General features: G+C 69.9%; 23 protein-coding genes. 10 read left to right on the forward strand and 13 right to left on the reverse strand.

The window, feature by feature from the left end:
- Positions 1-12 precede the first annotated feature (12 nt).
- On the reverse strand, positions 13-1,566 hold the full coding sequence (hutH, locus tag ACLJOO_RS09415) for a histidine ammonia-lyase (RefSeq protein ID WP_410786483.1): 1,554 nt from the start codon (positions 1,564-1,566) through the stop codon (positions 13-15).
- A 107-nt stretch (positions 1,567-1,673) separates the two neighbouring features.
- On the opposite strand from hutH, the gene ACLJOO_RS09420 reads away from it, so the two are divergent.
- The 3 genes from ACLJOO_RS09420 to ACLJOO_RS09430 are packed head-to-tail and all read left to right on the forward strand — an operon-like array spanning position 1,674 to position 3,542.
- Complete coding sequence (locus ACLJOO_RS09420; RefSeq protein WP_410786484.1) at positions 1,674-2,570, forward strand: GNAT family N-acetyltransferase; 897 nt, start codon at positions 1,674-1,676, stop codon at positions 2,568-2,570.
- Positions 2,567-2,758: a hypothetical protein gene (locus ACLJOO_RS09425; protein ID WP_410786485.1), complete on the forward strand. Its 192-nt coding sequence runs from the start codon at positions 2,567-2,569 to the stop codon at positions 2,756-2,758. Before ACLJOO_RS09420 ends, ACLJOO_RS09425 begins: the two co-directional genes overlap by 4 nt.
- A 25-nt stretch (positions 2,759-2,783) precedes the next feature.
- Positions 2,784-3,542 (forward strand): IclR family transcriptional regulator, encoded by a 759-nt coding sequence (locus tag ACLJOO_RS09430; RefSeq protein ID WP_131283869.1) that lies wholly within the window; start codon positions 2,784-2,786, stop codon positions 3,540-3,542.
- A 9-nt stretch (positions 3,543-3,551) separates the two neighbouring features.
- Here ACLJOO_RS09430 and rpsN read toward each other — a convergent pair whose 3' ends face one another.
- On the reverse strand, positions 3,552-3,857 hold the full coding sequence (rpsN, locus tag ACLJOO_RS09435) for a 30S ribosomal protein S14 (protein WP_410786486.1): 306 nt from the start codon (positions 3,855-3,857) through the stop codon (positions 3,552-3,554).
- Positions 3,858-4,025 carry a 50S ribosomal protein L33 gene (gene rpmG, locus ACLJOO_RS09440; protein ID WP_131283873.1) on the reverse strand — a complete coding sequence of 56 codons (168 nt, stop codon included), beginning with the start codon at positions 4,023-4,025 and terminating at the stop codon, positions 3,858-3,860.
- A gap of 68 nt (positions 4,026-4,093) precedes the next feature.
- Between rpmG and ACLJOO_RS09445 the strand changes: the two genes are divergently transcribed.
- The 3 genes from ACLJOO_RS09445 to ACLJOO_RS09455 all read left to right on the forward strand — a co-directional run bounded on the left by ACLJOO_RS09445 (position 4,094) and on the right by ACLJOO_RS09455 (position 7,030).
- Positions 4,094-5,173 (forward strand): GTP-binding protein, encoded by a 1,080-nt coding sequence (locus ACLJOO_RS09445; RefSeq protein ID WP_410786487.1) that lies wholly within the window; start codon positions 4,094-4,096, stop codon positions 5,171-5,173.
- The gene (locus ACLJOO_RS09450) at positions 5,170-5,415 is read left to right on the forward strand and encodes a type B 50S ribosomal protein L31 (RefSeq protein ID WP_130388072.1); all 246 of its coding nucleotides are present in this window, start codon (positions 5,170-5,172) and stop codon (positions 5,413-5,415) included. Before ACLJOO_RS09445 ends, ACLJOO_RS09450 begins: the two co-directional genes overlap by 4 nt.
- A 193-nt stretch (positions 5,416-5,608) precedes the next feature.
- The gene (locus ACLJOO_RS09455; RefSeq protein ID WP_410786488.1) at positions 5,609-7,030 is read left to right on the forward strand and encodes an aromatic amino acid lyase; all 1,422 of its coding nucleotides are present in this window, start codon (positions 5,609-5,611) and stop codon (positions 7,028-7,030) included.
- Here the strand turns inward: ACLJOO_RS09455 and ACLJOO_RS09460 are convergent.
- The 7 genes from ACLJOO_RS09460 to kdpF form a co-directional block, all read right to left on the reverse strand.
- Positions 7,027-7,869: a hypothetical protein gene (locus ACLJOO_RS09460; protein WP_410786489.1), complete on the reverse strand. Its 843-nt coding sequence runs from the start codon at positions 7,867-7,869 to the stop codon at positions 7,027-7,029. The genes ACLJOO_RS09455 and ACLJOO_RS09460 overlap by 4 nt on opposite strands.
- Positions 7,870-7,922: 53 nt before the next feature.
- Positions 7,923-8,600 (reverse strand): response regulator, encoded by a 678-nt coding sequence (locus tag ACLJOO_RS09465; RefSeq protein ID WP_410786490.1) that lies wholly within the window; start codon positions 8,598-8,600, stop codon positions 7,923-7,925.
- Complete coding sequence (locus ACLJOO_RS09470; protein WP_410786491.1) at positions 8,578-11,157, reverse strand: DUF4118 domain-containing protein; 2,580 nt, start codon at positions 11,155-11,157, stop codon at positions 8,578-8,580. The genes ACLJOO_RS09465 and ACLJOO_RS09470 overlap by 23 nt, the downstream gene beginning before the upstream one ends.
- Before the next feature lie 17 nt (positions 11,158-11,174).
- On the reverse strand, positions 11,175-11,807 hold the full coding sequence (gene kdpC, locus ACLJOO_RS09475; RefSeq protein ID WP_410786492.1) for a K(+)-transporting ATPase subunit C: 633 nt from the start codon (positions 11,805-11,807) through the stop codon (positions 11,175-11,177).
- 15 nt (positions 11,808-11,822) lie between these two features.
- Positions 11,823-13,823 carry a potassium-transporting ATPase subunit KdpB gene (gene kdpB, locus ACLJOO_RS09480; protein WP_410787139.1) on the reverse strand — a complete coding sequence of 667 codons (2,001 nt, stop codon included), beginning with the start codon at positions 13,821-13,823 and terminating at the stop codon, positions 11,823-11,825.
- A gap of 77 nt (positions 13,824-13,900) precedes the next feature.
- Positions 13,901-15,562: a potassium-transporting ATPase subunit KdpA gene (gene kdpA / locus ACLJOO_RS09485; protein WP_410786493.1), complete on the reverse strand. Its 1,662-nt coding sequence runs from the start codon at positions 15,560-15,562 to the stop codon at positions 13,901-13,903.
- Positions 15,562-15,651 carry a K(+)-transporting ATPase subunit F gene (gene kdpF / locus ACLJOO_RS09490; RefSeq protein ID WP_327638555.1) on the reverse strand — a complete coding sequence of 30 codons (90 nt, stop codon included), beginning with the start codon at positions 15,649-15,651 and terminating at the stop codon, positions 15,562-15,564. Before kdpF ends, kdpA begins: the two co-directional genes overlap by 1 nt.
- Positions 15,652-15,931: 280 nt before the next feature.
- On the opposite strand from kdpF, the gene ACLJOO_RS09495 reads away from it, so the two are divergent.
- Complete coding sequence (locus ACLJOO_RS09495) at positions 15,932-16,555, forward strand: hypothetical protein (protein ID WP_410786494.1); 624 nt, start codon at positions 15,932-15,934, stop codon at positions 16,553-16,555.
- Positions 16,556-16,567: 12 nt separating this feature from the next.
- Here the strand turns inward: ACLJOO_RS09495 and ACLJOO_RS09500 are convergent, their stop codons facing one another.
- Positions 16,568-17,374 (reverse strand): PhzF family phenazine biosynthesis protein, encoded by an 807-nt coding sequence (locus tag ACLJOO_RS09500; RefSeq protein WP_410786495.1) that lies wholly within the window; start codon positions 17,372-17,374, stop codon positions 16,568-16,570.
- A gap of 126 nt (positions 17,375-17,500) precedes the next feature.
- Between ACLJOO_RS09500 and ACLJOO_RS09505 the strand changes: the two genes are divergently transcribed.
- Positions 17,501-18,595: a TIGR03118 family protein gene (locus ACLJOO_RS09505; RefSeq protein ID WP_410786496.1), complete on the forward strand. Its 1,095-nt coding sequence runs from the start codon at positions 17,501-17,503 to the stop codon at positions 18,593-18,595.
- A gap of 154 nt (positions 18,596-18,749) precedes the next feature.
- Here ACLJOO_RS09505 and ACLJOO_RS09510 read toward each other — a convergent pair whose 3' ends face one another.
- A complete protein-coding gene (locus ACLJOO_RS09510) occupies positions 18,750-19,310 on the reverse strand; it encodes a cysteine dioxygenase (protein ID WP_134012000.1) in 561 nt (186 codons plus the stop codon).
- On the reverse strand, positions 19,307-20,209 hold the full coding sequence (locus tag ACLJOO_RS09515) for an amidohydrolase family protein (protein ID WP_410786497.1): 903 nt from the start codon (positions 20,207-20,209) through the stop codon (positions 19,307-19,309). Before ACLJOO_RS09515 ends, ACLJOO_RS09510 begins: the two co-directional genes overlap by 4 nt.
- Before the next feature lie 116 nt (positions 20,210-20,325).
- Here ACLJOO_RS09515 and ACLJOO_RS09520 point away from each other — a divergent pair, with 116 nt between their 5' ends.
- Positions 20,326-21,336, forward strand: coding sequence for a LacI family DNA-binding transcriptional regulator (locus tag ACLJOO_RS09520; RefSeq protein WP_410786498.1), 1,011 nt, complete (start codon positions 20,326-20,328; stop codon positions 21,334-21,336).
- A gap of 170 nt (positions 21,337-21,506) precedes the next feature.
- Positions 21,507-24,386 carry an ATP-binding protein gene (locus tag ACLJOO_RS09525; protein ID WP_410786499.1) on the forward strand — a complete coding sequence of 960 codons (2,880 nt, stop codon included), beginning with the start codon at positions 21,507-21,509 and terminating at the stop codon, positions 24,384-24,386.
- Positions 24,387-24,403: the final 17 nt, after the last annotated feature.

Consider the following 24,403-nt stretch of genomic DNA (forward strand, 5'->3'; position numbering starts at 1 on the left):
GATCCAGCCTTTCTAGGAGAGCGGGCCGGTGACGGCCTCGGCGGCGGTGACATAGGTGCCGTCGGCAACGAGCCGGACGGAGTGCTCGAGTTCGGGAGCGAGGTGCCGGTCGGTACCCGGACCCTCGACGTACTCCCGCAGGGCGGCCCGGACGGCGGCGGTGGCCGGTGCCGGGTCCAGCGGCGCGCGCAGGTCGAGCGCCCGCGCGGCCGTGAGGATCTCGATCGCCAGCACCCGCTGCAGGCCGTCGACCGACTTCCGCAGCTTGCGCGCGGCGGACCAGCCCATCGAGACGTGGTCCTCCTGCATCGCGCTGCTCGGGATCGAGTCGACGCTGGCGGGTACGGCGAGGCGCTTCAGCTCGGAGACGATCGCGGCCTGCGTGTACTGCGCGATCATGTGGCCGCTGTCGACGCCCGGATCGTCGGCCAGGAACGCGTTCAGGCCGTGGTTGCGGGCGACGTCCAGGAAACGGTCGGTACGTCGTTCGCTGATGCTGGCGAGGTCCGCGACGGCGATCGCGAGGAAGTCGAGCACGTACCCGATCGGGGCGCCGTGGAAGTTGCCGTTGGACTCGACCCGACCGTCCGGCAGGACGACCGGGTTGTCGATCGCGGCGGCGAGCTCACGGCCGGCGACGCTCGCCGCGTGCGCGGCGGTGTCGCGGGCGGCACCGTGGACCTGGGGTGAACACCTGAGGGAATAGGCGTCCTGCACCCGGTTGCAGTCCGGGCCGCGATGGCTGGCGACGATCGCGCTGTCCTTGAGGATCGCGCGCAGGTTGGCGGCGGATGCGGCCTGGCCGGGGTGCGGACGAAGCGCCTGCAGGTCCTCGGCGAATACCCGGTCGGTCCCGAGCTGCGCCTCGACGCTCATCGCCGCGGCGAGGTCGGCGGACTTGAACAGCCGGTCGAGATCGGCGAGCGCGAGGAGCAGCATGCCGAGCATGCCGTCGGTCCCGTTGATCAGCGCGAGACCTTCCTTCTCCGCGAGCACGACCGGCGTGAGGCCGTGCTTCTGGAGGGCTTCGCCGGCGTCGAGAAGGTTGCCGTCGGCATCGCGGACCTTGCCTTCGCCCAGGATCGCGAGAGCGACATGGGACAGCGGGGCGAGGTCGCCCGAGCATCCGAGGCTGCCGTACTCGTGGACCACCGGCGTCAGGTGCGCGTTGAGCAGACCGGCGTACGCCTGGGCCGTCTCGACCTTCACACCGGTGCGGCCGGTGGCCAGCGTCGACAGCCGGAGCATGGCCAGCGCCCGGACGACCTCGGTCTCCACCTCGGGACCGGAGCCGGCCGCATGCGAGCGGATCAGGCTGCGCTGCAGCTGCGCCCGGAGGTCCGGTGCGATGTGCCGCGTGGCGAGCGCGCCGAACCCGGTCGAGACCCCGTAGTGCGGGGTGTCCGCGTGGGCCAGCGCCTCGATCGCGGCGCGCGACTTCGCGATCTCCTCGAGCGCCTGGTCGTCGATCCGTACCTGCGCGCCGTACCGTGCGACCGCGACCACTTCGGCCGGGGTCAGCGGTCCGACCCCTATATTCACCGTGCCATCCACTGTGTACTCCACCCGAACATTGCACCGCGCCGGATCGCTCCTGGACAGCAGCGCCGTACCACTATCCGTCTCGGATCTGAGACAGCTGTCGCGACCCTCAGTAGCCGTAGAGTCCTGCCATGGTGTTCGAGATCCGGACGGCGCGTCCGGAGGATGCGGTGGGGATCGCCCGGGTCTGGGCCGCGGCGGTGCCACATCTGGTGAAGAGCGCGCGGGCCGTCGAGCTGGACCTGAAGCACGGCCGGAGCCGTGAGGTGCGGATCGCCGTCGACGGCGCGGACGTGGTCGGGTACGCGAACATCTACCTGCCGCCGGCGGACGCCGAGGCGCCGCGGGTGCGGGTCACGATCCAGGTGCCGCCGGAGTACCGCGGACGCGGGATCGGGAGTGCGTTGACGACCGCGGTCACGGAGCGGTGCGCGGAGCTCGGCGCCGGGCGGCTGCTGGTGGTCGTGGGTGACGACTCGGCCTCGCAGACGTTCGCGACGAAGCGCGGGTTCACGATCGGTCGGCGGATGTCGCACTCCGCTGCCGACCTGACCGCGGCGCCCGAGCCGGTCGCCCCGCCGGAGGGGTTGCGCGTGGCGACGTACGACGAACTGGATCCGCGGCAGTTGTACGACGCCGAGATCCAGGTGCGCGACGACGACCCGAGCGGGCTGTCGGGCGGACCGGCGTACGAGGAATGGGTGCGTACGTCGTGGTCGAACCCGGACAACCGGTACGACCTGAGCGTCGCCGTACTGGACGGGGACCGGGTGCTGTCGTTCGTGACCACGACGGCGGATCCGGACCGGAAGCTGATCTGGTCGAATCTGACCGGCACGATCCCCTCGGCGCGTGGCCGCGGGCTGGCGAAGGTGGTGAAGTCCGTGGCGCTCGCCCGCTCAGGGGAAGCCGGGTTCACGGTCGCGTCGACCGGGAACGACGCGGCGAACGAGCCGATGCTCGCGGTGAACCGGTGGCTCGGCTACCAGGAGACCGGGGGCGCCTGGACCGCGGAGAAGGCACTGTGAAGCGGCTCGCGATCTCGCTGACGTTCTTCCTGGTGCTGGCGCTCGTCATCGGGTACCTGGTGTCCGGGCCGACCTTCATGGACTGGAGCGTGACCGCAGGGCTGTTCGCGGTCGCGGTCGCGGGTGAGGGCTTCCGGTTCTGGCTGCGCCGGAGCCGCGCGAAGAAACGTCAATCGACCGGGATCTGAGGCGGGGCGGGGTTAAAGTGCCGTTGTGAGCGGCAACGTTCCCGCCTCGACCCGTACCCTGCGGGTCCTGACGTTCCTGGCCACGCAGCCCGGTCCTGTACCGATGGAGCGCATCGCCTCCGCGGTCGGGTTGCCACGCTCGTCGACGTACCACTTGCTGCGAGCAATGATCGACGAGGGATTCGTCGTGCATCTGCCCGAGGAGAAGCGGTACGGGCTCGGAGTGGCGGCCTTCGAGATCGGGTCCGCGTACCTGCGGCACGATCCACTCGAGCGGTTGGCGCGGCCACTGCTCGTGCAGTTGGTGCACGAGGTGGGGCAGACGGCGCATCTCGGCGTACTGCATGGTCGGGAGCTGGTGTATCTGCTGAAGGAGCAGCCGCCGCGACCCGTCACCTTGGTGACGGACGTCGGCGTACGGCTCCCTGCGACGCTCACGGCGTCAGGTCGCGCGTTGCTGGCCGAGCTGCCGCCGGCTCAGGTACGGGCGTTGTTCCCGGCGCCGGAGTCCTTCGTACGGCGTACCGATCTGGGACCGCAGACGCTGACCCAACTGCGCCGCATCCTCGCCGACGAGAAACGCCAGGGCTTCGCCGTAGAGGACTCCTTCATCACCCCCGGCGTCGCCTCGGTAGCCAGCGCAGCCGTAGACCACGCCGGCCACCCGGTAGCCGCCATCAGCGTCACCTTCCGCACCGACGCAGTCCCCACCACCGACCGCCCCCACCTGGCCCACAAAATCCGCCAAGCCGCCAAAGCCCTAACCCGCCGCCTCCACGGCTGAACGCGTGCGCTACCAGGAGGACTTGGTGATGCCGGGGAGTTCGCCTCGGTGGGCTAGTTCTCGGAAGTGGATTCGGGAGAGGCCGGCTTTGCCGATGTAGCCGCGGGGGCGGCCGTCGGTGATGTCGCGGTTGCGGATGCGGGTGGGGCTGGCGTCTCTGGGGAGCTTCTGGAGCTTTAGTTGCGCCTCGGTGCGGTCACCGGCCGACGTACCCGGGTCGGCGATGACCGCCTTCAGGGCGGCTCGTCGCTCGGAGTAGCGGGCGACGGTTCGGCGGCGGTGGTTGTTGCGGGCGATCTTCGCCGTGGTGGCCACTTATCGCTCTTCGCGGAAGTCGACGTGGGCGCGGAGCTTCGGGTCGTACTTGCGAATCACCAGGCGGTCGGGATTGTTCCGGCGGTTCTTGCGGGTTACATAGGTGAAGCCGGTACCCGCCGTACTGCGGAGCTTGACGATGGGGCGGAGGTCGTTGCGCTTGGCCATGCTGTCCTCTCTGTCGGTCGACAGTGTACTTTGTACTGGTTATCATTTTCAACAAGACAGGAGAGCAGATGATTCCGGTGACCTTGCTGACGGGCCTCGACGAGAGGTTCCGCGGCGCCGTCGCGGGGAGTCTGCTGGCCGCCGCCGGCCCGCGGGGCGTCCTGGTGGAGTACGACGTGAGCGCCCTGACCACCGGCTCCGTCGTACGGATCGCCCGCACCGCCACCGGCGTCATCGACCGCGAGGTGATCACGATGGACCACCCGTGCGTCTCCTGCGCGATGCGCGGATCGCTCGTCCAACTCCTGGCGAGCATCGCCGCCGTCGAGCAGTACGACGTCGCGATCGTCAACGTCCCCACCGCCGGCGACACGCACGCGATCGCGACCGAGATCGACCACGACACCGACCTCCGCGTCGACACGGTCATCACCACCATCGACACGACCACGGCGATCACCGACCTCACCGGCGAAGAGCTGATCCGCGAACGCGGCATCCCGACCGCAGCAGAGGACGGCCGCGCGATCGCCGAGGTCGTAGTAAGGCAGCTCGAGTACGCCGACGCAGCCGTCCTCACCACCGACGACGACACCACCCGCGCGCTGATCGAGGCGATCAACCCGAGACTCCTGATCAAGACCAGTCCGGCCGGCCTCCTCGGCGTACGGCGGCATGTTCCCGGCGCCACCCTCGAGCCCGGCTCGATCGCCGCATCATCAGAACGCACCTTCGTCTGGCAGTCGGGTCGGCCATTCCATCCGGAGCGGCTGTATGACGCCCTAGAAGACCTCGTCGCCGGCACGGCCCGCGGTCGCGGCACGCTCTGGATCGCGACCCAGCACCGCAGCCGACTCAGCTGGGACAGCTTCGGCACGAACATCTCGATCGGCGTCCTCGGTCCGTGGCTGGCCGACCTCCCGGCGGATCGCTGGGCTGCCGTCGGGCAGCAGCACCAGGCGCGGTCGGCCCTCGAGTGGCACCCCGAGTACGGCGACCGCGCGTCGTACCTCTCACTCACCGGCGTCGACCTGGACGTCCGGGAATTACGCGAGCGCCTCGACGGTTGTGTCCTGCGTGCGGACGAAGCGGTCCACCCCCTGACCGATCCGTTCGCCCCCTACTTGGAAGGAAGTACAGCAGCATGAAGAAGGACATCCACCCCGACTACCGCCGGGTCGTCTTCCGGGACAAGTCCGGCAACTTCAGCTTCCTCACCGGTTCGACCCGCGAGAGCAACGAGACCATCGAGTGGCACGACGGGAACACCTACCCGGTCGTCGACGTCGAGATCTCGTCCGCGAGCCACCCGTTCTACACGGGCCAGCAGCGCGTGATGGACACCCAGGGCCGCGTGGAGAAGTTCCGCAAGCGCTACGGGCAGAAGTAAGCCCTCTTTCAACGGCCCGCTCGACCCCTCGAGCGGGCCGTTCGCATGCCCAGGACATCTTTGAGCTCCCACCAACCGTTTCGGGCCGCCGAGAATGGTTGGTGGGTGCCCAAAGAGCTTCCGTCTCGGATTCGAGACGGGAAGGGGCGTGGGGTGCTGGGTGTGAGCGGGTGGGGCGGATCACACTGTGCGCATGGAGCCGGTTGAACTCACGGGTGCGGGGTTGTCGCCGTTGGAGGCGGTGGCGCTCGGGCAGCGGCGTACGGCGGTGCGGTTGAGTGACGACGCCCGGAAGCGGATGTACGAGTCGGCGCAGGTGGTGGCCGAGGTCGCGGGGCGGCGGCCGGTGTACGGGCGGACCACGGGCGTCGGGGCGAACCGGGACGTGCTGACGTCCGACCCGGAGCACGGCGCGCGGTTGCTCGGATCGCATTCCACCACCGGTACGACGTCGTACCCGAAGGACGTCGTACGGCTCGGGCTCCTGATCCGGGTCAACCAGCTCGCGGCGGGCGGGTCCGGGCTCGACCCGGCGGTGGCCGACGCGATCGTCGGACTGCTCAACGACGACGACCTGCCCGACCTGCACCGCGGCGGCGCGATCGGCACCGGTGACCTCGGTCCGCTCGCCGAACTCGGGCTCGCGCTCGGCGACGTCATCGACGGGACGAGTGCGCTCCCCCTGCTGTCCAGCAACGCGCTCACGCTCGCGGAGTGCTGCCTCGCGTACGTCGAGGCCGCCACGCTGATCAACGTCGTACCACTCGTCGGCGCCCTCTCCCACGTCGCGCTGCGCGGCAACGCCGAGGTGTACGACGTACGCGTCCAAGAAGCCCGCCCGCAGCCGGGCCAGGTCCGGGTCGCCCGCCGGATGCGCGAGCTGCTCGACGAACTGCCGCTCCAGCCTGCGCGGGTCCAGGACCCCTTCGGATTAAGGGCTTTCGCGCAAGTTCTCGGCCCCGCGGTCGACCACGCCGATGCCTTGGGCAACAGTGTGCGGATCGATATCAACGCGGCCGCGGAGAACCCGCTGGTGAGCGGCGGCACCGTGCTGCACAACGGCAACTGGCACGCGATGCCGATCGCGCTCGCGCTGGACTCACTGCGGCTCAGCCTGCACAGCGTCGCCACCCTCTCGACCACCCGGGTCGCGAACCTGGTCGACCCGGACTACACCGGCCTCAGCCGGTTCCTGGCCAGCGGCGCCGAGGCGAGCTCGGGCGTGATGATGATCGAGTACGTCGCCCACGACGCCCTCGCCGCGGTTCGTTCGTCCGCGCAACCCGCGACTCTCGGTACGGCGACGCTGTCCCGTGGCGCCGAGTTGCACGCCAGCTTCGCGCCGCAAGCCGCCGTACTGACCAAGCAACTCCTGGACGCCCTCCGCGAGGTCCTCGCCAGCGAACTCGTCACCGCCGTCCGCGCGATCCGCCTGGCCGGTCTGACCCCCGTCGATCTCGCCCCGGCGGCCGTCGGACCGTGGCTGGCCGATGCCTTGGCAACCCTGCCGGACGACCTCGCCGACCGATCGCTCCGCGAGGACCTGGAGATCGCCCGCGGAGTGCTCACGCAGTGGGGCGACCGCCAGGTCGAACACCCCGCCGAATCCGGTTAGAGGCGGTTGTACGCCTTCAAGGTCCGAAGTGCGCCGACCGTGACGATGCCGCGGTACTCGAGGGTGGCGGCCGGGCCTGGCGGTTCCCAGGTGATGGCCCAGCCGCCGTCGTCCTGCTGGTCCTGGATCAGGCGGTCGAGGTGGGCGTCGAGCTGTTCGTCGGTGAACAGCTGCTTCCAGAAGCTGTCCGGCGTCGACGCGAGGTGCAGCGGCGTGACGCCGTACGTCGGGTCGGCCGCGTCGGCCCGGAACCACTGGAGCTTGGGCAGCCAGTCGCGGATGCGGTCGAGGTCCACATCCTCGGTGTGCTCCAGGAACTCGAGCGCCTCGTGCATCCCGTGGGCGTCCTCGGGAAAGGCCTTCGCCAGTTCGGCCGCGCACCAGGCGCCGGCCTTGTCGCGCCACGGGTGCTCGATGCCGAGCTTGTGCAGGCGGCCGACGAGACCCGCGGTGGGGTTGATGCCGGGTTGGTAGGTCCACTCGGTGATGTGCTCGGCCCGGGGATACTGCTCGACGGCCGGGCCGCAGAGCGGGACCGCGCCATCAGCGTTCGCCACCTGTGCCAGCCAATCCGTCGCCCGCCGGACCATCTCCTCGTCCCGGGCATCCGCCGCGAGCAGCGTGTCGAACGCGACCTCGACGTCCAGCGGCAGACTGTCCGGACACCGCTTGTCCGGTTCCAGTCCCTGCCCGAACCCGCCGTCGGCGTTCTGGAACCCACGCAGTGCGTCGACCACCCCTTGCGGATCAGCTCCTTCGAAAACCGTCGCGAAGAGCCGCCGCTCGAGCACCCGAGCGTCCCGCCGTACAAAGTCCCGACCTGCCGTGAAGATGTCCATACCCCCACCTTTACCCATCCCCACCGACAGGTCTTGAACGAATCGGACAGGTCCTACGGCTCGAAGCGGTAGCCCATTCCTGGTTCCGTGAGGAGGTGCTTGGGCCGGGCGGGGTCGGGCTCGAGTTTGCGGCGGAGTTGGCCCATGTAGAAGCGGAGGTTGCCGCTGGCGGACTCGTAGCCGGGACCCCAGACCTCGGTGAGGAGCTGGCGTTGGGACATCAGCTTGCCGGGGTTGCGGACCAGGACCTCCAGCAGGTGCCACTCGGTCGGTGTCAGGCGGATGTCCTCGCCGTTCTCCAGGGTGACGCGCTTCGCGGCCAGGTCGACGACGGCGCCGCCGACGGTCACGACCGGCTGGTCCTGGGCGAGGTTGCTACGGCGCAGTACGGCGCGCATCCGGGCCAGCAGCTCGTCGATGCCGAACGGCTTCGTCACATAGTCGTCCGCGCCGGCGTCCAGCGCCTCGACCTTGTCGGTCTGGTCGGTCCGCCCGGACAGCACCAGGATCGGCGCGTCGGTCCAGCCGCGCAGTCCGCGGATCACGTCCACGCCGTCGAAGTCCGGCAGCCCGAGGTCGAGGATCACCAGCTCCGGCGGATGCTGCGCGGCGACCTTCAACGCCGACGTACCGGTGCCGGCCAGATGCACCTCGTACCCGCGCGCCTTCAGGTTGATCTGCAACGCCCGCACGATCTGCGGCTCGTCGTCAACTACCAATACCCGAGTCACGTTGCTCCGATCGTTCGCGTGCGCCGGGAACCGGCGTATCAGTCGGGGCGGTTGGGATCGCGACCACCATGGTCAGTCCACCACCCGGGGTGTCCTCGGGCTGCAAGGTGCCGTGCATCGCCTCGGCGAGTCCTCGCGCCAGGGCGAGCCCGAGCCCGACGCCGACCGTGTTGTCGGTGTCGCCGAGCCGCTGGAACGGTGCGAACACCCGGTCCCGGTCCTGCCGCGGGATCCCAGGCCCGCGGTCGATCACCCGGATCTCCACGGTGTCGCCGAGCGCGCTCCCGGTGACGAGCGGCGCCCGGTCCGCCGGCGAGTAGCGGACCGCGTTCGCCAGTAGGTTCGCGACCACGCGCTCCAGCAGCGCCGGATCCGCCTCGACCAGCGGCAGCGTGTGCGGGATGTCGACCGTCACCCGATCGGCGTCGTCGCCCAGCTCGGACAGTGCGCCGGGGAGGATCTCGTCGAGCGCCATCGGACGGGTGAACACCGGGAGTACGCCGGCCTGCAGGCGACTGAGGTCGAGCAGGTTGTCCACCAACCGCGACAACCGGTCGAGCGACTCGTCCGCAGTCTCCAGCAGCTCGGCCCGCTCGGATTCGCTCCACTCCACGTCGTCGCTGCGCAGCGAAGTCACTGAGGCCTTCGCCGACGCCAGCGGGGATCTCAGGTCATGACCGACGGCGCGAAGCAACGCCGTACGCAACTTGTCGGCCTCGGCGAGCGGCTTCGCCTCGGCGGCGGCCTCGCTCAGCCGGCCTCGGTCCACCAGGGCGGCAGCGTGGGCCGCGAAGGCCCCGACCAGCCGCCGCTCGTCCGCCTGCAGCTGATGACCCTGCAGCACCAGCACCAGGTTGTCGCGAGCCGGGATCTCCGCGTCGGCTTCCTCCGGCCGGGTGCAGGTGAGCGACCCGGCAGACGCCACCGGTCGCCAGACCTCGGTCAGCTCGTCGTCGTCCACACGCTCCATCAGACACGCCCCGGTCATCCCGAACGCCTCGCGGACCCGCTCCAGCAGGGCGGGCAGCGCTGTCTCACCCCGCAGTACCGATCCGGCCAAGGTCGCCAGCGTCTCCGATTCCGCGGCCGCCCGGGCCGCTTGTCTGGTACGTCGTGCCGCGCGGTCGACGACCGTACTGACCATGGCCGCGACCAGGATGAAGATCAGCAACGCCAGCGCGTTGTTGAGCTCGGCGATCGTGAACGTCCGCTTCGGCGGCGTGAAGAAGTAGTTGAGCACCAGCGACCCGGCGATCGCGGTCACCATCGCCGGCCACAACCCGCCGACCAGCGCCACGACGACCACCGCGAGCAGGAACGCCAGCACGTTGCTGGTCAGGTTCAGCGTGTCGCCGCCGAGCCCGAGGATCAGGGCCAGCACGGGCGGGAGCACCACCGACAGGACGAAGCCCTGGATCTTCCGCCGCCGCGACAGCGCTCCTCGGAGTCGCGGTAGCCGGCCGCGGCCCATCAGCGAGTGCGTGACGAGGTGTACGTCGATGTCGCCGGAGTCGCGGATCGTCGTCGACCCGATGCCCGGTCCGGTGAGCAACGTCGACAACCGGCTCCGGCGCGAGCCGCCCAGCACGAGCTGCGTGGCGTTCTCCGCCCGCGCGAAGGTCAGCAACGCGGCCGGGATGTCGTCGCCGATCACCTGGTGGTAGGTCCCGCCGAGCTTCTCGACCAGGTTCCGTTGTTCGGCGAGCTTGCTCGGGTTCGCGCCGGTCAGCCCGTCGGACCGCGCGACGTGGACGGCGAGCAGATCTCCCCCGGACGACCGCGCCGCGATCCGCGCGGCACGCCGGATCAGTGTCTCGCCCTCGGGACCGCCGGTCAGCGCGACCACGACGCGCTCCCGGGCTTCCCAGGTGGAGTCGATGTCGTGCTCCGCGCGGTACTGTTGCAGACCGGCGTCCACCCGGTCCGCCAGCCAGAGCAGCGCGAGCTCCCGCAGCGCGGACAGGTTGCCGACCCGGAAATAGTTGCCGAGGGCAGCGTCGATCTTGTCGGCGGTGTACACGTTCCCGTGCGCCATCCGCCGGCGCAGCGCCTCCGGCGTCATGTCGACGAGCTCGATCTGGTCCGCGGCCCGCACCACCCGGTCCGGGACCGTCTCCTGCTGCGGTACGCCGGTGATCTTCTCGACCACGTCGTTGATCGACTCGAGGTGCTGGATGTTCAGCGTCGAGATCACGTCGATCCCGGCGTTCAGCAGCTCGTCGATGTCCTGCCAGCGCTTCTCGTGCCGGCTGCCCGGCACGTTGGTGTGCGCCATCTCGTCGATCAGCGCGACGTCCGGCCGCCGGGCCAGGACCGCGTCGAGGTCCATCTCGGTGAAACTGGCGCCGCGGTAGTCGACGATCCGCCGCGGTACCGTTTCCAGGCCGTCGAGCATCTCGTCGGTTTGCCTGCGGCCGTGGGTCTCCACGAAACCGACCGCGACGTCGGTTCCCCGGGCGCGCCGGCGGCGGCCCTCGCCCAGCATCTTGTAGGTCTTCCCAACGCCGGGCGCGGCCCCCAAGTAGATCCGCAGATGCCCGCGGCCGCGCTTGCTCATGCCTCCATGCTCTCAGCTCAGCCCAGCGCAGCCAGGGAGGCGTTGAGCTTGACCACGTTCACCCGGGGCTCCCCGAGGAACCCCAGGGTCCGGCCCTCCGTGCTGTCCTTCACCAGCTTCTGGACCTGTTCGACGCTCAGGCCCCGCTCACGGGCGACCCGGTTGACCTGCAGAGCGGCGTACGCCGGGCTGATGTTCGGATCGAGACCGCTTCCGCTGGCCGTGACCGCGTCCGGCGGGACCTGGGACGGGTCGACGCCCTCCAGCGCCGCGACCGCCTTGCGCCGCTCGTCGATCGCGGCGAGCAGGTCGGCATTGTTCGGCCCGAGGTTCGAGCCGCCGCTGGCCTTCGCGTCGTAGTCGCTCGCGGACGGGCGGGTCTGGAACCACTTCGGGTCGGCGACCATGATCGCCTTGCCGTCGGAGTCCTTCTTGCCGCTGTCCATGGTGTACGCCTGGCCGATCAGGTCGGAGGCGACCTCCTTGCCGTTCACCTTGATGATCGACCCGTTCGCGTTGCCGTGGAACAGCGCCTGGGCGACTCCGGTCATCACCAGCGGGTAGACGATCCCGAGGACCGCCGTGAAGACGAGCAGCGCCCTGAGCGCCACTCCGAACTGCCGGACCGAGCCGGGCAGATTGCTTGCCATGAACAACTACCTCTCTTACCGCAGCCCGGGGATCAAGGAGATCACCAGGTCCAGGAGTTTGATGCCGACGAACGGGGTGATCAGACCGCCGACGCCGTAGATGAGCAGGTTGCGCCGCAACATCGCTGAGGCCGACGACGGCTTGTACCGGACACCCCGCAGCGCCAGCGGTACGAGGGCCACGATGACGAGCGCGTTGAACACGATGGCGGAAACGATCGCCGACTCCGGCGAGTGCAGCCCCATGATGTTCAGCTTGTCCAGCCCCGGGTACGCCGCCGCGAACAACGCCGGCAGGATCGCGAAGTACTTCGCCACGTCGTTCGCGATCGAGAACGTGGTCAGCGAACCGCGGGTGATCAGCAACTGCTTGCCGATCTCGACGATCTCGATCAGCTTGGTCGGGTTGGAGTCGAGGTCGACCATGTTGCCGGCCTCCTTGGCGGCCGACGTACCGCTGTTCATCGCCACGCCGACATCGGCCTGCGCCAGCGCCGGAGCGTCGTTGGTGCCGTCACCGGTCATCGCGACCAGCCGGCCGCCCTCCTGCTCCTTCTTGATCAGCGCCATCTTGTCCTCGGGCGTCGCCTCGGCCAGGAAGTCGTCGACCCCGGCCTCCTCGGCGATCGCCTTCGCGGTCAGCGCGTTGTCACCGGTGATCATCACGGTCCGGATGCCCATCGCGCGCATCTGGTCGAACCGCTCCCGCATCCCCGCCTTCACCACGTCCTTCAGGTGGATCACGCCGAGCGCACGCGCCGTACCATCGATGCTCTCGGCAACGACCAGCGGCGTACCGCCGGAGGCCGAGATCCCGTCGACGATCTGGCCGAGCCGCGCATCCGTCGTACCGCCGTGCTCGCCGATCCACGCGTTCACCGCACCCGCGGCGCCCTTGCGGACCTGCCGGTTGTCGACGTCCACGCCACTCATCCGGGTCTGCGCGGTGAACTCCACGAACGTTGCGTGCGGCAACTCTCCGGTGTGCCGCTCGCGCAGCCCGTAGCCGGTCTTCGCCAGTACGACGATCGACCGGCCCTCCGGCGTCTCGTCGGCGAGGCTGGACAGCTGCGCCGCGTCCGCGAGTTCGGTGTCGCTGACGCCCTCTACCGGGATGAGCTCCGACGCCTGCCGGTTGCCCAGCGTGATGGTTCCGGTCTTGTCCAGCAGCAGGGTGTTCACGTCGCCCGCGGCCTCGACCGCGCGGCCGGACATCGCCAGCACGTTGCGCTGCACCAGCCGGTCCATGCCGGCGATACCGATCGCTGACAGCAGCGCGCCGATCGTGGTCGGGATCAGGCAGACGAGCAGGGCCACCAGGATCACGATGCTCAGGTTCGTGTGCGCGTACGCCGCGAACGTCGGCAGCGTCACGGTCGCGATCAGGAACACGATCGTCAGGCTCGCCAGCAGGATGTTCAGCGCGATCTCGTTCGGCGTCTTCTGCCGCGATGCGCCTTCGACCAGCGCGATCATCCGGTCGATGAAGCTCTCACCGGGCTTGGTGGTGATCTTCACGACGATCCGGTCGGACAGCACCTTCGTACCGCCGGTGACCGCACTGCGGTCACCGCCGGACTCGCGGATGACCGGAGCGGATTCGCCGGTGATCGCCGACTCGTCGACACTCGCGACACCCTCGACGACGTCACCGTCGCCGGGGATGATCTGACCGGCCTCGACGACGACCAGGTCGCCGAGCCGCAACTGGGTGGCCGGCACCTCTTCCTCGTCGCCGTCCGCGGTCAGCCGGCGCGCGGTGGTCTCGGTCTTGGCCCGGCGCAGCGTCTCGGCCTGGGCCTTGCCGCGGCCTTCGGCGACGGCCTCCGCGAGGTTCGCGAAGATCACCGTGAGCCAGAGCCAGACCACGATCCACCAGACGAACACACTGGAGTCGGTGAAGGCCAAGATCGTGGATCCGGCCGCGCCCACCTCGACCACGAACATGACCGGGTTCTTCCACATCACCCGCGGATCGAGCTTGCGCAGCGCGTCCGGCAGCGAGGTGAGCAACATCTTCGGGTCGAACAGACCCGACGACGTCTTCTTCGAGGGTGCCGCCGATTTCTGGACGGGCGGCTTCGTCAGCGTGGTCACAGTCCCTCCGCGAGGGGTCCGAGAGTCAGTGCGGGGAAGTAGGTCAGGCCGGTCACGATCAGGACGACACCGACGAGCATCGTGACGAACAGGGCCTTGTGGGTGGGCAGCGTGCCCTGGGTCACCGGGACCGGGTGCTGCCGCGCGAGCGAGCCGGCCAGGGCCAGCGCGAACACGATCGGCACGAACCGGCCGAGGAGCATCACCAGCCCGAGAGCCGTGTTGTAGAACGGGATGTTCGCGCTGATACCCGCGAACGCGCTCCCGTTGTTGTTACCGGCCGACGTGAAGGCGTACAGCACCTCCGAGAAGCCGTGCGGGCTGTCGGTGTTGAGGATCGAGGCGCGCGCCGTCGCCAGGCCCATCGCGATCGAGGTCCCGACGAGGACCAGGGTCGGCGTGGTGAGGATGTAGAGCGAGACCAGCTTCATCTCGCGCGCGGTGATCTTCTTCTTCAGGTACTCCGGCGTACGGCCGACCATCAGGCCCGCGACGAACACCGCGAGCACGGCCAGGATCAACATGCCGTACAGGCCGGTCCCGGTACCGCCGGGCGTCACTTCGCCGAGCATCATGTGGAACAACGGCACGCCACCGCCGAGCGGCGTGAACGAGTCGTGCATCGAGTTGACCGCGCCCGTCGACGTACCCGTGGTGGAAACCGCGAACAGGGTCGACGCCCACTCACCGAAGCGGGTCTCCTTGCCCTCCATCGCGGCACCGGCGGCCTGGGTCGCGGAACCCGCGCCCTGGACCTCGAAGAGCGTCGCGAGTACGACGAACGCCGACCAGATGGTCCCCATCACGCCGAGGATCGCGTAGCCCTGCCGCTTGTCCTTCACCATCAGGCCGAAGGTCCGGGTCAGGCAGACCGGGATGACCAGCAGCAGGAAGATCTCGAACAGGTTCGACAACGGGTTCGGGTTCTCGAACGGGTGCGCGGAGTTGGCGTTGTAGTAGCCGCCGCCGTTGGTGCCCAGCTCCTTGATGACCTCCTGGCTGGCGACCGTGCCGCCCGGGAGGGTCTGTGTCTGGCCGACCACCGAGGTGACCTCGTGGCCGCCGGAGAAGTTCTGTACGACGCCCATCGCGACCAGCGCCAAAGTCCCGATCACGGCGATCGGCAGCAGCACCCGCAGTACGGTCCGGGTCAGGTCGACCCAGAAGTTGCCGAGCCGGTCCGTCTTCGACCGGGAGAAGCCGCGGATCAGGGCGATCGCGACCACGATGCCGACGGCCGCGGACAGGAAGTTCTGCACCGCGAGACCGGCGAACTGGACCAGGTGACCCATGACCGCCTCGGGCACGTAGCTCTGCCAGTTCGTGTTCGACACGAACGATGCGGCGGTGTTGAAGGCGAGCCCGGACTCCACGTTCGGTAGGCCGAGCGAGAGCGGCAGCCAGTGCTGCAGCCGCTGGAGTAGGTAGAGCAGGACGACGCTGAGCGCGGAGAACGCGATCAGCGAACGGGCATAGACTGCCCAGGTCTGATCGGCCTTCGAGTCGACGCCGAACAGCTTGTACGTCGCGCGCTCGATCCGCAGGTCCTTGTCGGACGTGTAGACCCTGGCCATGTAGCCGCCGAACGGGCGGTAGACGGCCGCCAGGCACGCGAGGAGAAGGCCGACCTGCAACAGGCCGGCTGCGGTGTCGGACATCAGAACCTCTCGGGAAAGACCAGGGCGGCGATCAGATAGAGGACCAGAGCAGCGGCCACGACCAGGCCGGCGATGTTCTCGGCGCTCACAACTTCTCCACTCCACGCAACGCGAGCCAGACGGCCGCGAAGACGACGACGGTGACGGCGAGATAGATGACGTCAGACACGACGGCACGACCTCACAACGAACGGTGTTTGATGATGAACTCGCTTCGCTCGTTCATGGCACATGTCTTCACTGCACACCGTTGGCTGCCTGGTCAGGAGGGTTCTCGCAGGCCTCTCACACCCGCCGACACAGCTCTCACAGGCTTCTCACATACTTACGCCTGGCATTCCCACCTACAGATAAGGGAAGAACACGCACGTGACTGAACTGGACACCCCCGCCCCCGCCGAGCAGTTCTTCTCCGCGGAGACCCGGACCGCCCTCGCCGAGGCGAGCCGCAAGCTCGCCGAACGGCTCCAGGCGCACACCGACGCCCTGCTCGCGATGACGGGCGACGAGGATCACACCACGCTGTTCGAGCACAACGCCGCGCTCGAAGGCGTGGTCGAGGACTGGAACGACGCGGTCTTCGAGCACACCGGTACGTCGCCGTTGCTGCTGGACGACGCGGCCGACGACGAGGAGGACGAAGAGGCCGAGCAGGACCAGGTGATCAGCGTCGTGTCGCGGTTCGACCTGCGCGTGTTCGACCTGGACGCACTGCTCGAGGCCGGCCGCGCCGCCCAGGAGCGGCACCCGGCCGAACTGGACGAGTCCGGCGACCGTGAGCCGGTCGACTCCGCCGAGCAGGCGATCTACGAGATCAGCCGTGAGGTCGGCGAGGCGTGGTTCGAGCTGCCCGGTATCGAGATGGTGGCCGGCGCCCGCGCATACGTCGTACCCGAGCTGCCCTTCGAGCCGCTCGACGCCGACGCCGAGGACGTCGTCACCGAACTCATCGCCCCGAACGGCGTCGCCACCCACGCCGAGACCTGGGCCTAGGGGGACACCCCCTCAGACCAGTAGCTCCCCGTCCAGCACCGTGATCGCCTGGCCCTTCAGGTAGACGCGGTCGCCGGCTGGCACGACCTGGACGACACCGCCTCGGGCGGACGCCTGGTATCCGACCAGTTCGTCCCGCCCGAGGCGCTCGGCCCAGTACGGCGCCAGGCTCGTGTGCGCGCTCCCCGTCACCGGGTCCTCCGGGATCCCGCTCCCAGGCGCGAAGAACCGCGAGACGAAGTCGTACGCCGAACCCTGCGCCGTCACGATCACGCCGCGAAGGTTCTCCCGCTGCGTGATCGCGGCGATCGCGTCGTAGTCCGGCGCCACCCCGAGCACCGTCGCCTCGTCGCGGACGACGACCAGCAGGTCACGGAGTTCGCCGGTGACGTAGACCTCCGTCGGCTCCACCGCCAGCGCGGCGCCGAGCCCGTCCGGAGCCGGTACCTCGATCGGCCGGTTGACCGGAAAGTCCAGCGTGATCCCGTCGTCCGCAACGTCCGCCACCAGCACCCCGCTCAGCGTCGCGAACGACGCCTTCCCGGACACCTTTCCGTCCGCTGCCAGCACATGGGCGGTCGCCAGCGTCGCGTGCCCGCAGAGCACCACTTCCTTCGTCGGCGTGAACCACCGCAGGTCCCAGTCCGCCTCGGCGCCCGCCGACGGCCGGACGAACGCGGTCTCCGCGTGCTTCATCTCGGCGGCCACCGCGCGCATCCAGCCCTCGTCCGGCCAGTCACCGGCCTCGAGCACACAGACGCCCGCCGGATTCCCGGTAAAGGCCTGTTCGGCGAACGCGTCGACTACCCGGATTCTCATGCCCTTGACGCTAACGACCGCCGTGGATCGGTTCCATATCCACTTCTCTCGCCAGTGGCCTTGAACCACCCGGCCGAACGGGCCGTATCGAGAGTGTTCCCGCACTCCGACCGACAGGAAAGTGACATGCCGTTCCGCTCGAAGGGCCGTCCACTCGCAGTCGCGACCGCACTCGTCGGCAGCCTCGCCCTGGTCGCACCGGCGACCGCCGACGCACACAGTCCGTCGCACGCACTCGCCGTACAGCAGGTCAACCTGGTCTCCGACGAGCCCGGAAAGGCCGTGCTCCAGGATCCGGATCTGGTGAATCCGTGGGGGCTGTCGCTGGGCGCGACGACCCCGCTGTGGGTGTCGAACCAAGGTACGTCGACGTCCACGCTGTACTCGTCCGCGCCCGGCTCGGCCACCGTGACCAAGGTGCCGACCGTCCGCGTCACAGTGCCGCTGCCGACCGGGCAGGTGTCCAACGCGAGCACCTCGTTCGTGGTCAGCAACGCGACCGCGAGCGCGCCGGCCCGATTCATCTTCGCCACCCTGACCGGGCAGATCGCGGCCTGGAACCCGACGATCAACCCGCTGCTCGGGCCGGCCGACATCAAGGCGACCACGCCCGGCGCGGTGTACACCGGGCTGGCGATCGCCGCGATGCCGGACCGGTTGTTCGCCGCCGACTTCGCCCGTGGGCGGATCGACGTGTTCGACGGCGCGTTCCAGCAGGTGAAGCTGCCGTGGTGGGCGTTCCGCGACTTCTCACTGCCCAAGGGGTACGCGCCGTACAACGTGCAGGCGCTGGCCGGGCGGATCTTCGTCACCTACGCCAAGCCCGACCCGACGACCGGCCGAGCCACCCGCGGACGAGGCGTCGGATTCGTCGACGAGTTCACCACCGACGGCAAGCTGGTCGCCCGGGTCGCGTCGCGGAGCAGCCTGAACGCCCCGTGGGCCCTCGCCCTCGCCCCCGCCGCCTGGGGTGCGCCGGCCGGCACACTCCTGGTCGGCAACTTCGGCGACGGCCGGATCAACATCCTCGAGCCCAGGTCCCACAACCGCTACAAGCTGACCGGCCAGGTCCGCGCCACCACCGGCAAACCCCTCGCCATCGAAGGCCTCTGGGCCCTCCTCCCCGGCACGGCCACCACCGGCGGCCCGGACGTCCTCTGGTTCTCGGCCGGCCCAGCCGACGAGACCCACGGTCTCCTCGGCCAACTCCGCAAACCGTAGAAGTGCTTCTCGAACCAGTGGTGGGCGTAGGGCTCGGCGTCCGCCGAGATGCTCCGAGACCTGTCGAAACCGAACCTCTCCTCGAGCTCAGCGAAGTACGACTCCAAGCAGTACTGCGCTACCAGCAGCCGCGGGTCAACCGCTCCCCTCGGGCTCAGTCGATCGGGCGGAGTTCGTCGGCGTACGAGACGGAGACCCGCCGGAGTACGCCGTCCTTGACCGAGTACTGGCCCATGCGCCACAGGGGCGGGCTGTAGGCGTGGACGGTGACGCTGCCCTTGTCGAGGCCGGTGAGGCGGTGGATGTGGTCGGGGCCGAAGCCGTAGACGTCACCGGCCTCCACCTCGGTCTCGATGGACTCGGTGCCGATCGCGAGGTTGTGTTCGACGAGCTTGCCGCGGGCAACGGCCACCGCTCCGGACGAGACGTCGTGATCGTGCCAGCCGGTGTCGTTCACGGGCGTCCAGCAGATCAGCCAGACATCGACGTTCGCGTCCCGGTGGAGCGAGGCGAAGACCCGCTCCTCGTCGCTGTACGCGACCTGGTCCTCCCACAGGTGCGGCTGCGCGGCGATCGATGCTGCCAGCTCGGACAGCTCGGCGGGTGTCAGGTCGCGGCCCGGAAGGTCGTCCAGCGACAGACAGTTGTTGAGCTCCACGAGCCGGCTGGCCTGGCGCGCCGGGACGTTGGGTACGTCGATTGGCTGAGCAGTCATTGCACTCCCCTCTCAGGAGTAGATGTACCGGAGCCGAAGAGCAGCCGGTGTGGATTGTCGTGGCGGATCACCGCAGTCGCGGCATCGCCTTGGCGGAGTTCGGTGGTGTCGGCGTACGGCCGGTCGGTGCCGTGCACGACCTGGTCGATGCCGAGGACCCGCGCGACCGCGTCGATCCCTTGCGGGCCGTAGCTCGACGTGTCGACGTACAGATTCGGGTCGATGGTCCCGAGCCGGCCGCCCCGCGCGGCCAGCCGCTCGTGGTGAACCGGCGCGAGCCCGGCGGCGGCGACGAAGCACAGCCGGAGATCCGGGTACGAGCGTCGCCCGCCGAACGCATGCCACGCCCACCAGGCCGCCTGCAACTGCGACGTGTAGTCGACGACGGGCGCCCACCACCCCGGCGCCTCGGTCGGTCGCGCCGTACCGGGGTGCACGAGGATCGGCCTGCCCGCCCGCTCGGCGACGCGCAGCAGTTCCGCCTGCGCCTCCCAACCTTTCGGTGTGCCTAGGACGTGCGCGGGCAGCTGCAGTCCCAGAAACCCCTTGTTCAGCAGGGATTCCAGCCCGGCAACGTCAGGTTCGAGCAGATCGACGGAAGCCCACGCGCGGAACGGCTTCGGGAACTCGGCGGCCCCCTCGTGCCAGGCAGCGAGCAGCTCCGCATCCCCGAGTTCCTCGACGCCGAGCGGGCTCGACAGCGACACCGCGGCCAGCGTCGTACCGGAGTCCTGCTCCAGCGCGACCCGCTTGCCGAGCTCGTGCGCCGCCGGATCCACGTCGTACGGCGCCTCGCACGTGGTGTGCAGCGTCCAGCCGTCGAGGAACGGCGGCTCGCGGCGGGCCCGGAGCCGGTCGACGAAAGCTTCCGGCCAGAGATGCTGGTGGACGTCGATCATCGGCCCCTCCCCTCGCCTGTTTGATCAGATTGAAGCGCTTCAGGATGATTAGAGTGAAGCGCTTCAAAGTCCGGTCTGTCAAGTTTCTGTCCACGGCGGCGGCTAGGGTCGTGGACATGTCCGGAAACAACCGGAGGCCGACCCTCAAGGACATCGCCGCCGAGACCGGGCTCTCGATGGCCGCTGTGTCGTACGCGCTGCGCGGTCTGCACGGCACGCCTGAGACTCGGCAGCGGGTCCAGGACGCCGCCGACCGCCTCGGCTACCAGGCCGATCCGGTCGCCCGCGCGCTCGCCTCCGGTCGCAGCGGGTCCATCGGCGTACTCTGCGCCTCGCTCGAGGATCTCTGGCAGCAACGCGTCGCGGCCGCGCTCGGTCGCGAGCTCCTGGCCCCGGACCGGAACGCCTGGATCATCGACTCGGCCGGCGACGCCGACCGCCAGCTCGAGCTCGCCCAGCACCTGGTCGACCACCGCGCCGACGCGATCGTGGTGATCCCGATCGACCCGGCCGCGAAGGCCTGGGCCGAGATCACCCGGCAGGCGCCGGTGATCGCGATCGGCGACGCACTGCCGGGCGCGAAGGCGAAGTCCGAGGTGATCCTCGACAACGAGACCGGCGTCAGTACGGCGCTGCGCCGCCTGTCGGACGCCGGCCACCGCGACATCGCCGTACTGAGCCCGACCCGCCGCCTCGAAGTCGAGCGCCCCGCCGAGGAGATCGCGCAGCGCGTCGCGGACGATCTCGGCCTGAAGATCCGTCTGCTGCAGTGCCCGCACGACCTGGCCGGCGCGACCGCCGTCGCCCGCACGCTGCTCTCCGACACCGGGCGCCCGACCGGCATCCTCGCGCTCGCCGACTCGATGGCCTTCGGGGTGTACGCCGCTTCCCGCGAGCTCGGCCTGCGTATCCCGGAAGACCTGTCGCTGCTCGGGTACGACGACCAGCCGATGTCCCAGCTGCTCACGCCGCCACTGTCGACGTTCCACTGGCCTCTCGACGAACTGGTCAGCCACGTCGTCGCCCGCGTGACGTCCGCCGTAGACACCAACCGCCGAGTCCGCCGGACCACACTCACGCCAACCCTGATCGAACGCGGCTCGGTCGCCGCCCCACCCAGCAAGTAGGCGAAGCGGCGACTGAGGCGCGACAGGTTCCACGCCCTCGAAACTAGACTAATCCACTGTACTTACTGCCTCTTGTCCATGATCCGGACGTCGGCGAGCGCCTCGGTCCCCGCGACCCCCAGCCTGCTGTGGTGCACTGGAGGCAACTGGTGGATCGCCGGGGGGTGATCATGACAAACGGCCTCGTCGGGAGGGACCGAGAGCTCGCCACCCTGTCGGGCTGCCTCGACGCCGCTGGGACGGGCCGGCCACAGCTCGTCATCTGTCGCGGCGAGCCCGGCGTCGGCAAGACCCGGCTGGCCCGGGAGCTGGTGGTGCGCGCCCGCGGGGAAGGGTTCCTCACCGGCTTCGGTGCTGCACTCGAGGCCTCCGGGGCTCCGCCGTACTGGTGCTGGTGGCAGGCACTGCGCGAAATCGACGAGGTCGTCAGTCTGGACGAGCTGGCGCGGGAACGCGGCCTGGAGGCCCAGCTGTCGGGTCTGCGCGACACCGGTGCTCCCCAGCTGGGGACGACTCCCGAGGACCGGTTCCGGCTCTTCGACGGCGTCGCGCGGCTGGTGCGGGAGGTGGCCCGGCGGTCGTCCCTGCTGCTGGTGCTCGATGACATGCACTGGGCCGACGAGGCCAGCCTTCGACTGCTCCAACACGTGGTGAAGGCGCTGCAGGACGAGCGGCTGCTGCTGGTAGTCAATGCGCGCCGACAGGCAGGAGGCCCGGAGATCGACGTCCTTGCCACCCTGCTGAGCGAGCCGGTGGCCACAGACCTGGCGCTCGGCGGGCTGGACGGTACGGCGGTACGCCGGCACCTGCTCGAGCTCACCGGACGGGCCGTCGACGACGCCCTGGTCGAGCGGGTCCGGACCTCGACTGGCGGCAACCCGTTCTTCGTGGGGGAGGTCGGCCGCGCGCTCGCGGCCGGACCGGATCCGGGTCGGGTACCGGTGACCGCTGCGTTGCGTGCGGCAATCGCCGAGCGCCTGCGCATCCTGGCACCCGCCGCCGCGGAGGTGGTCCGGGCTGCGGCTGTCCTGGGCGAGGAGGTGTCGGTCCCGGAACTCGCCAGGCTGGCCGACGCCGATCCGACGGAGGTTGTGCGGCTGCTCGGTGAGGCACAGGACGCCGCGCTGCTCCAGCCTGCGGAGGACGCCACCGGCCGGTGGCGCTTCGCCCACGCGATCGTGCGCGACGCCATACTTGACGCGCTACCGGTGCAGACGCGCGGCGCGCTCCACCGGGCGGCGGCCGAAGCACTGGAAGCGCGCGTGGGCGTGTCGCCTGGTGCCCACGTCTTCGACATCGCCCACCACCGCGCCGAGGCGGCGATCGTCGGGGACGATCGCCTGGTCGCTGCGGGTTGGCTCGAGCGCGCGGCCGTGCGGGCGATGGGCCAGCTGGCGTTCGAGGACGCGGCCCTGCTGCTCTGTCGTGCACTGGCGCTAGGGGAGGCGGAGCTGGCGCCCGTCGACCGGGTTCGGCTGCTGCTGCTGGTCGGTCGTGCCGACCACCTGGCGGGGAACCTCGCCGGCCGGCTCCGGGCCTGCCTGGACGCCGCGGACGTCGCCCGCGAACTCGGGCGGGCAGACCTCCTCGCCGAGGCGGCACTCGTGATGGAGGTGACCGCGAGCGCGCCGGGCTTCGAGGTCGTGACCCGGAGGCTGTGCAAGGAGGCCCTGGCGGCGCTCGGCCCGGAGCCCACGTCGCTGCGGGCGCGACTTCTCGCCCGGGTGGTGGACACCCACATGTTCGGCAGCGACCTTGAGAGGGTCGCCCCCGAGAGCGATGAGGCGCTCGCCATCGCGACGGCCTGCGACGACCCGGTGGCGCTGGGCGCGGCGATGGCGGCCCGCCGGATCGTCTGCGCCGGCCCCGGCGGACTGGCTGAGCGGGAGTTCCTGGCCGCGCGGATGCTCGAGCTGGCCGCGCGGGATGGCGATGCGCCCACCGAGCTGGCGGCTCACCTGTGGCAGATCGATGCCTCGAGCGAGCGCGGTGACCTCCAGCGGGTGGCCGACGAGGTCGACGCCCTGGCCCGGTGCGCCTCGTCGCTCGGCTGGCTCACCGCGCGCTTCGAGGTAGTGCGGTGCCGTGCGGTGCTGGCGCAGGCGCAGGGCCGGTACGCCGACGCGGTACGGCTCGAGGACACGGCATACGAACTGATGGAGGCGCGGGGCCTGGCGTCCACCCTCGTGCTCAGGTCGGGGCTGCTGCCCGTGGTCGGCCGCCACGTCGGGCCGGACCGGCGGTCGATGGACGCCAGCGCGATGATGTCGGGCGACACGGAGGTCCTGCGCCGCTTCGGGCTGATCGCGCACGTGGCCGCCGCGCACGCCCAGGCGACGGCGGGCGAGCTCGGAGAGGCAGAGCGGCTGTACCGAGCGTTCGGTCCGGTCGAGTCCTGGCGTCCGCCGCCGCACGTGGTGCTGCTCGTCGACGCTTTCGGTATCGCGGTGTCGGACGTCCTCGGCGACGTCGGGGATCTGTCCTACCTGCGCGATCGTCTCGCCGCCCATCGCGGCCACCATGTCGTGAGTGGCATTGCCCAGGTCTGCTACTTCGGGCCGGTCGAGCTGTGGCTCGGCGTGGCCGCGCACCGGCTCGGGCTCTTGGACGAGGCCGTGGCCGACCTCGAGCAGGCCGATGCCCGCTGTGAGCGCGCCGGCGCCGCGGGCTTCCGGGTGGAGGCCCAGATCCGCCTCGTCGCCGCGCTGGCCGACCGCCGCGGTCACGGCGACCTGGCCCGGGCACGCGTCCTCCTCGGTGAGACGGCTCCAGCAGCGCGCCGGCTCGGCATGACGCCGTACGTCGCGACGGCCGCGGCGGTCCAGGCCGAGGTGGACCGGCTCGCCGGCGTCGTCGCACTGTCGCCGCGGGAGACGGAGGTGGCACGACTGGTGGCGGACGGGCTCACCAACCGCGAGATCGCGGCGCGCCTGGTGCTTTCGGAGCGCACCGTCGAGCAGCACGTGCGGAGCGTGCTGGCTAAGCTGGGGCTGGCCAACCGCGCGCAGGTGGCGGCCTGGGCTGCGCATCGGGTTGAGTACCACGCCTGAGTGGATCCACGGATCCC

This window comes from Kribbella sp. C-35 (genome assembly GCF_046549195.1).
In the GTDB taxonomy this organism is placed as follows: domain Bacteria; phylum Actinomycetota; class Actinomycetes; order Propionibacteriales; family Kribbellaceae; genus Kribbella.

What these genes read in the sequence shown, in the direction of transcription:
- ACLJOO_RS09520 (WP_410786498.1), top strand. Translation starts at nt 20,326, where the DNA reads ATGTCCGGAAACAACCGGAGGCCGACCCTCAAGGACATCGCCGCCGAG.
- ACLJOO_RS09460 (WP_410786489.1), bottom strand. Translation starts at nt 7,869, where the DNA reads ATGGACATCTTCACGGCAGGTCGGGACTTTGTACGGCGGGACGCTCGG.
- ACLJOO_RS09450 (WP_130388072.1), top strand. Translation starts at nt 5,170, where the DNA reads ATGAAGAAGGACATCCACCCCGACTACCGCCGGGTCGTCTTCCGGGAC.
- ACLJOO_RS09455 (WP_410786488.1), top strand. Translation starts at nt 5,609, where the DNA reads ATGGAGCCGGTTGAACTCACGGGTGCGGGGTTGTCGCCGTTGGAGGCG.
- ACLJOO_RS09525 (WP_410786499.1), top strand. Translation starts at nt 21,507, where the DNA reads ATGACAAACGGCCTCGTCGGGAGGGACCGAGAGCTCGCCACCCTGTCG.
- ACLJOO_RS09500 (WP_410786495.1), bottom strand. Translation starts at nt 17,374, where the DNA reads ATGAGAATCCGGGTAGTCGACGCGTTCGCCGAACAGGCCTTTACCGGG.
- kdpC (WP_410786492.1), bottom strand. Translation starts at nt 11,807, where the DNA reads ATGGCAAGCAATCTGCCCGGCTCGGTCCGGCAGTTCGGAGTGGCGCTC.
- kdpB (WP_410787139.1), bottom strand. Translation starts at nt 13,823, where the DNA reads ATGTTGCTCACCTCGCTGCCGGACGCGCTGCGCAAGCTCGATCCGCGG.
- rpmG (WP_131283873.1), bottom strand. Translation starts at nt 4,025, where the DNA reads ATGGCCAAGCGCAACGACCTCCGCCCCATCGTCAAGCTCCGCAGTACG.
- ACLJOO_RS09470 (WP_410786491.1), bottom strand. Translation starts at nt 11,157, where the DNA reads ATGAGCAAGCGCGGCCGCGGGCATCTGCGGATCTACTTGGGGGCCGCG.
- ACLJOO_RS09510 (WP_134012000.1), bottom strand. Translation starts at nt 19,310, where the DNA reads ATGACTGCTCAGCCAATCGACGTACCCAACGTCCCGGCGCGCCAGGCC.
- ACLJOO_RS09515 (WP_410786497.1), bottom strand. Translation starts at nt 20,209, where the DNA reads ATGATCGACGTCCACCAGCATCTCTGGCCGGAAGCTTTCGTCGACCGG.
- ACLJOO_RS09505 (WP_410786496.1), top strand. Translation starts at nt 17,501, where the DNA reads ATGCCGTTCCGCTCGAAGGGCCGTCCACTCGCAGTCGCGACCGCACTC.
- ACLJOO_RS09420 (WP_410786484.1), top strand. Translation starts at nt 1,674, where the DNA reads ATGGTGTTCGAGATCCGGACGGCGCGTCCGGAGGATGCGGTGGGGATC.
- kdpA (WP_410786493.1), bottom strand. Translation starts at nt 15,562, where the DNA reads ATGTCCGACACCGCAGCCGGCCTGTTGCAGGTCGGCCTTCTCCTCGCG.
- ACLJOO_RS09445 (WP_410786487.1), top strand. Translation starts at nt 4,094, where the DNA reads ATGATTCCGGTGACCTTGCTGACGGGCCTCGACGAGAGGTTCCGCGGC.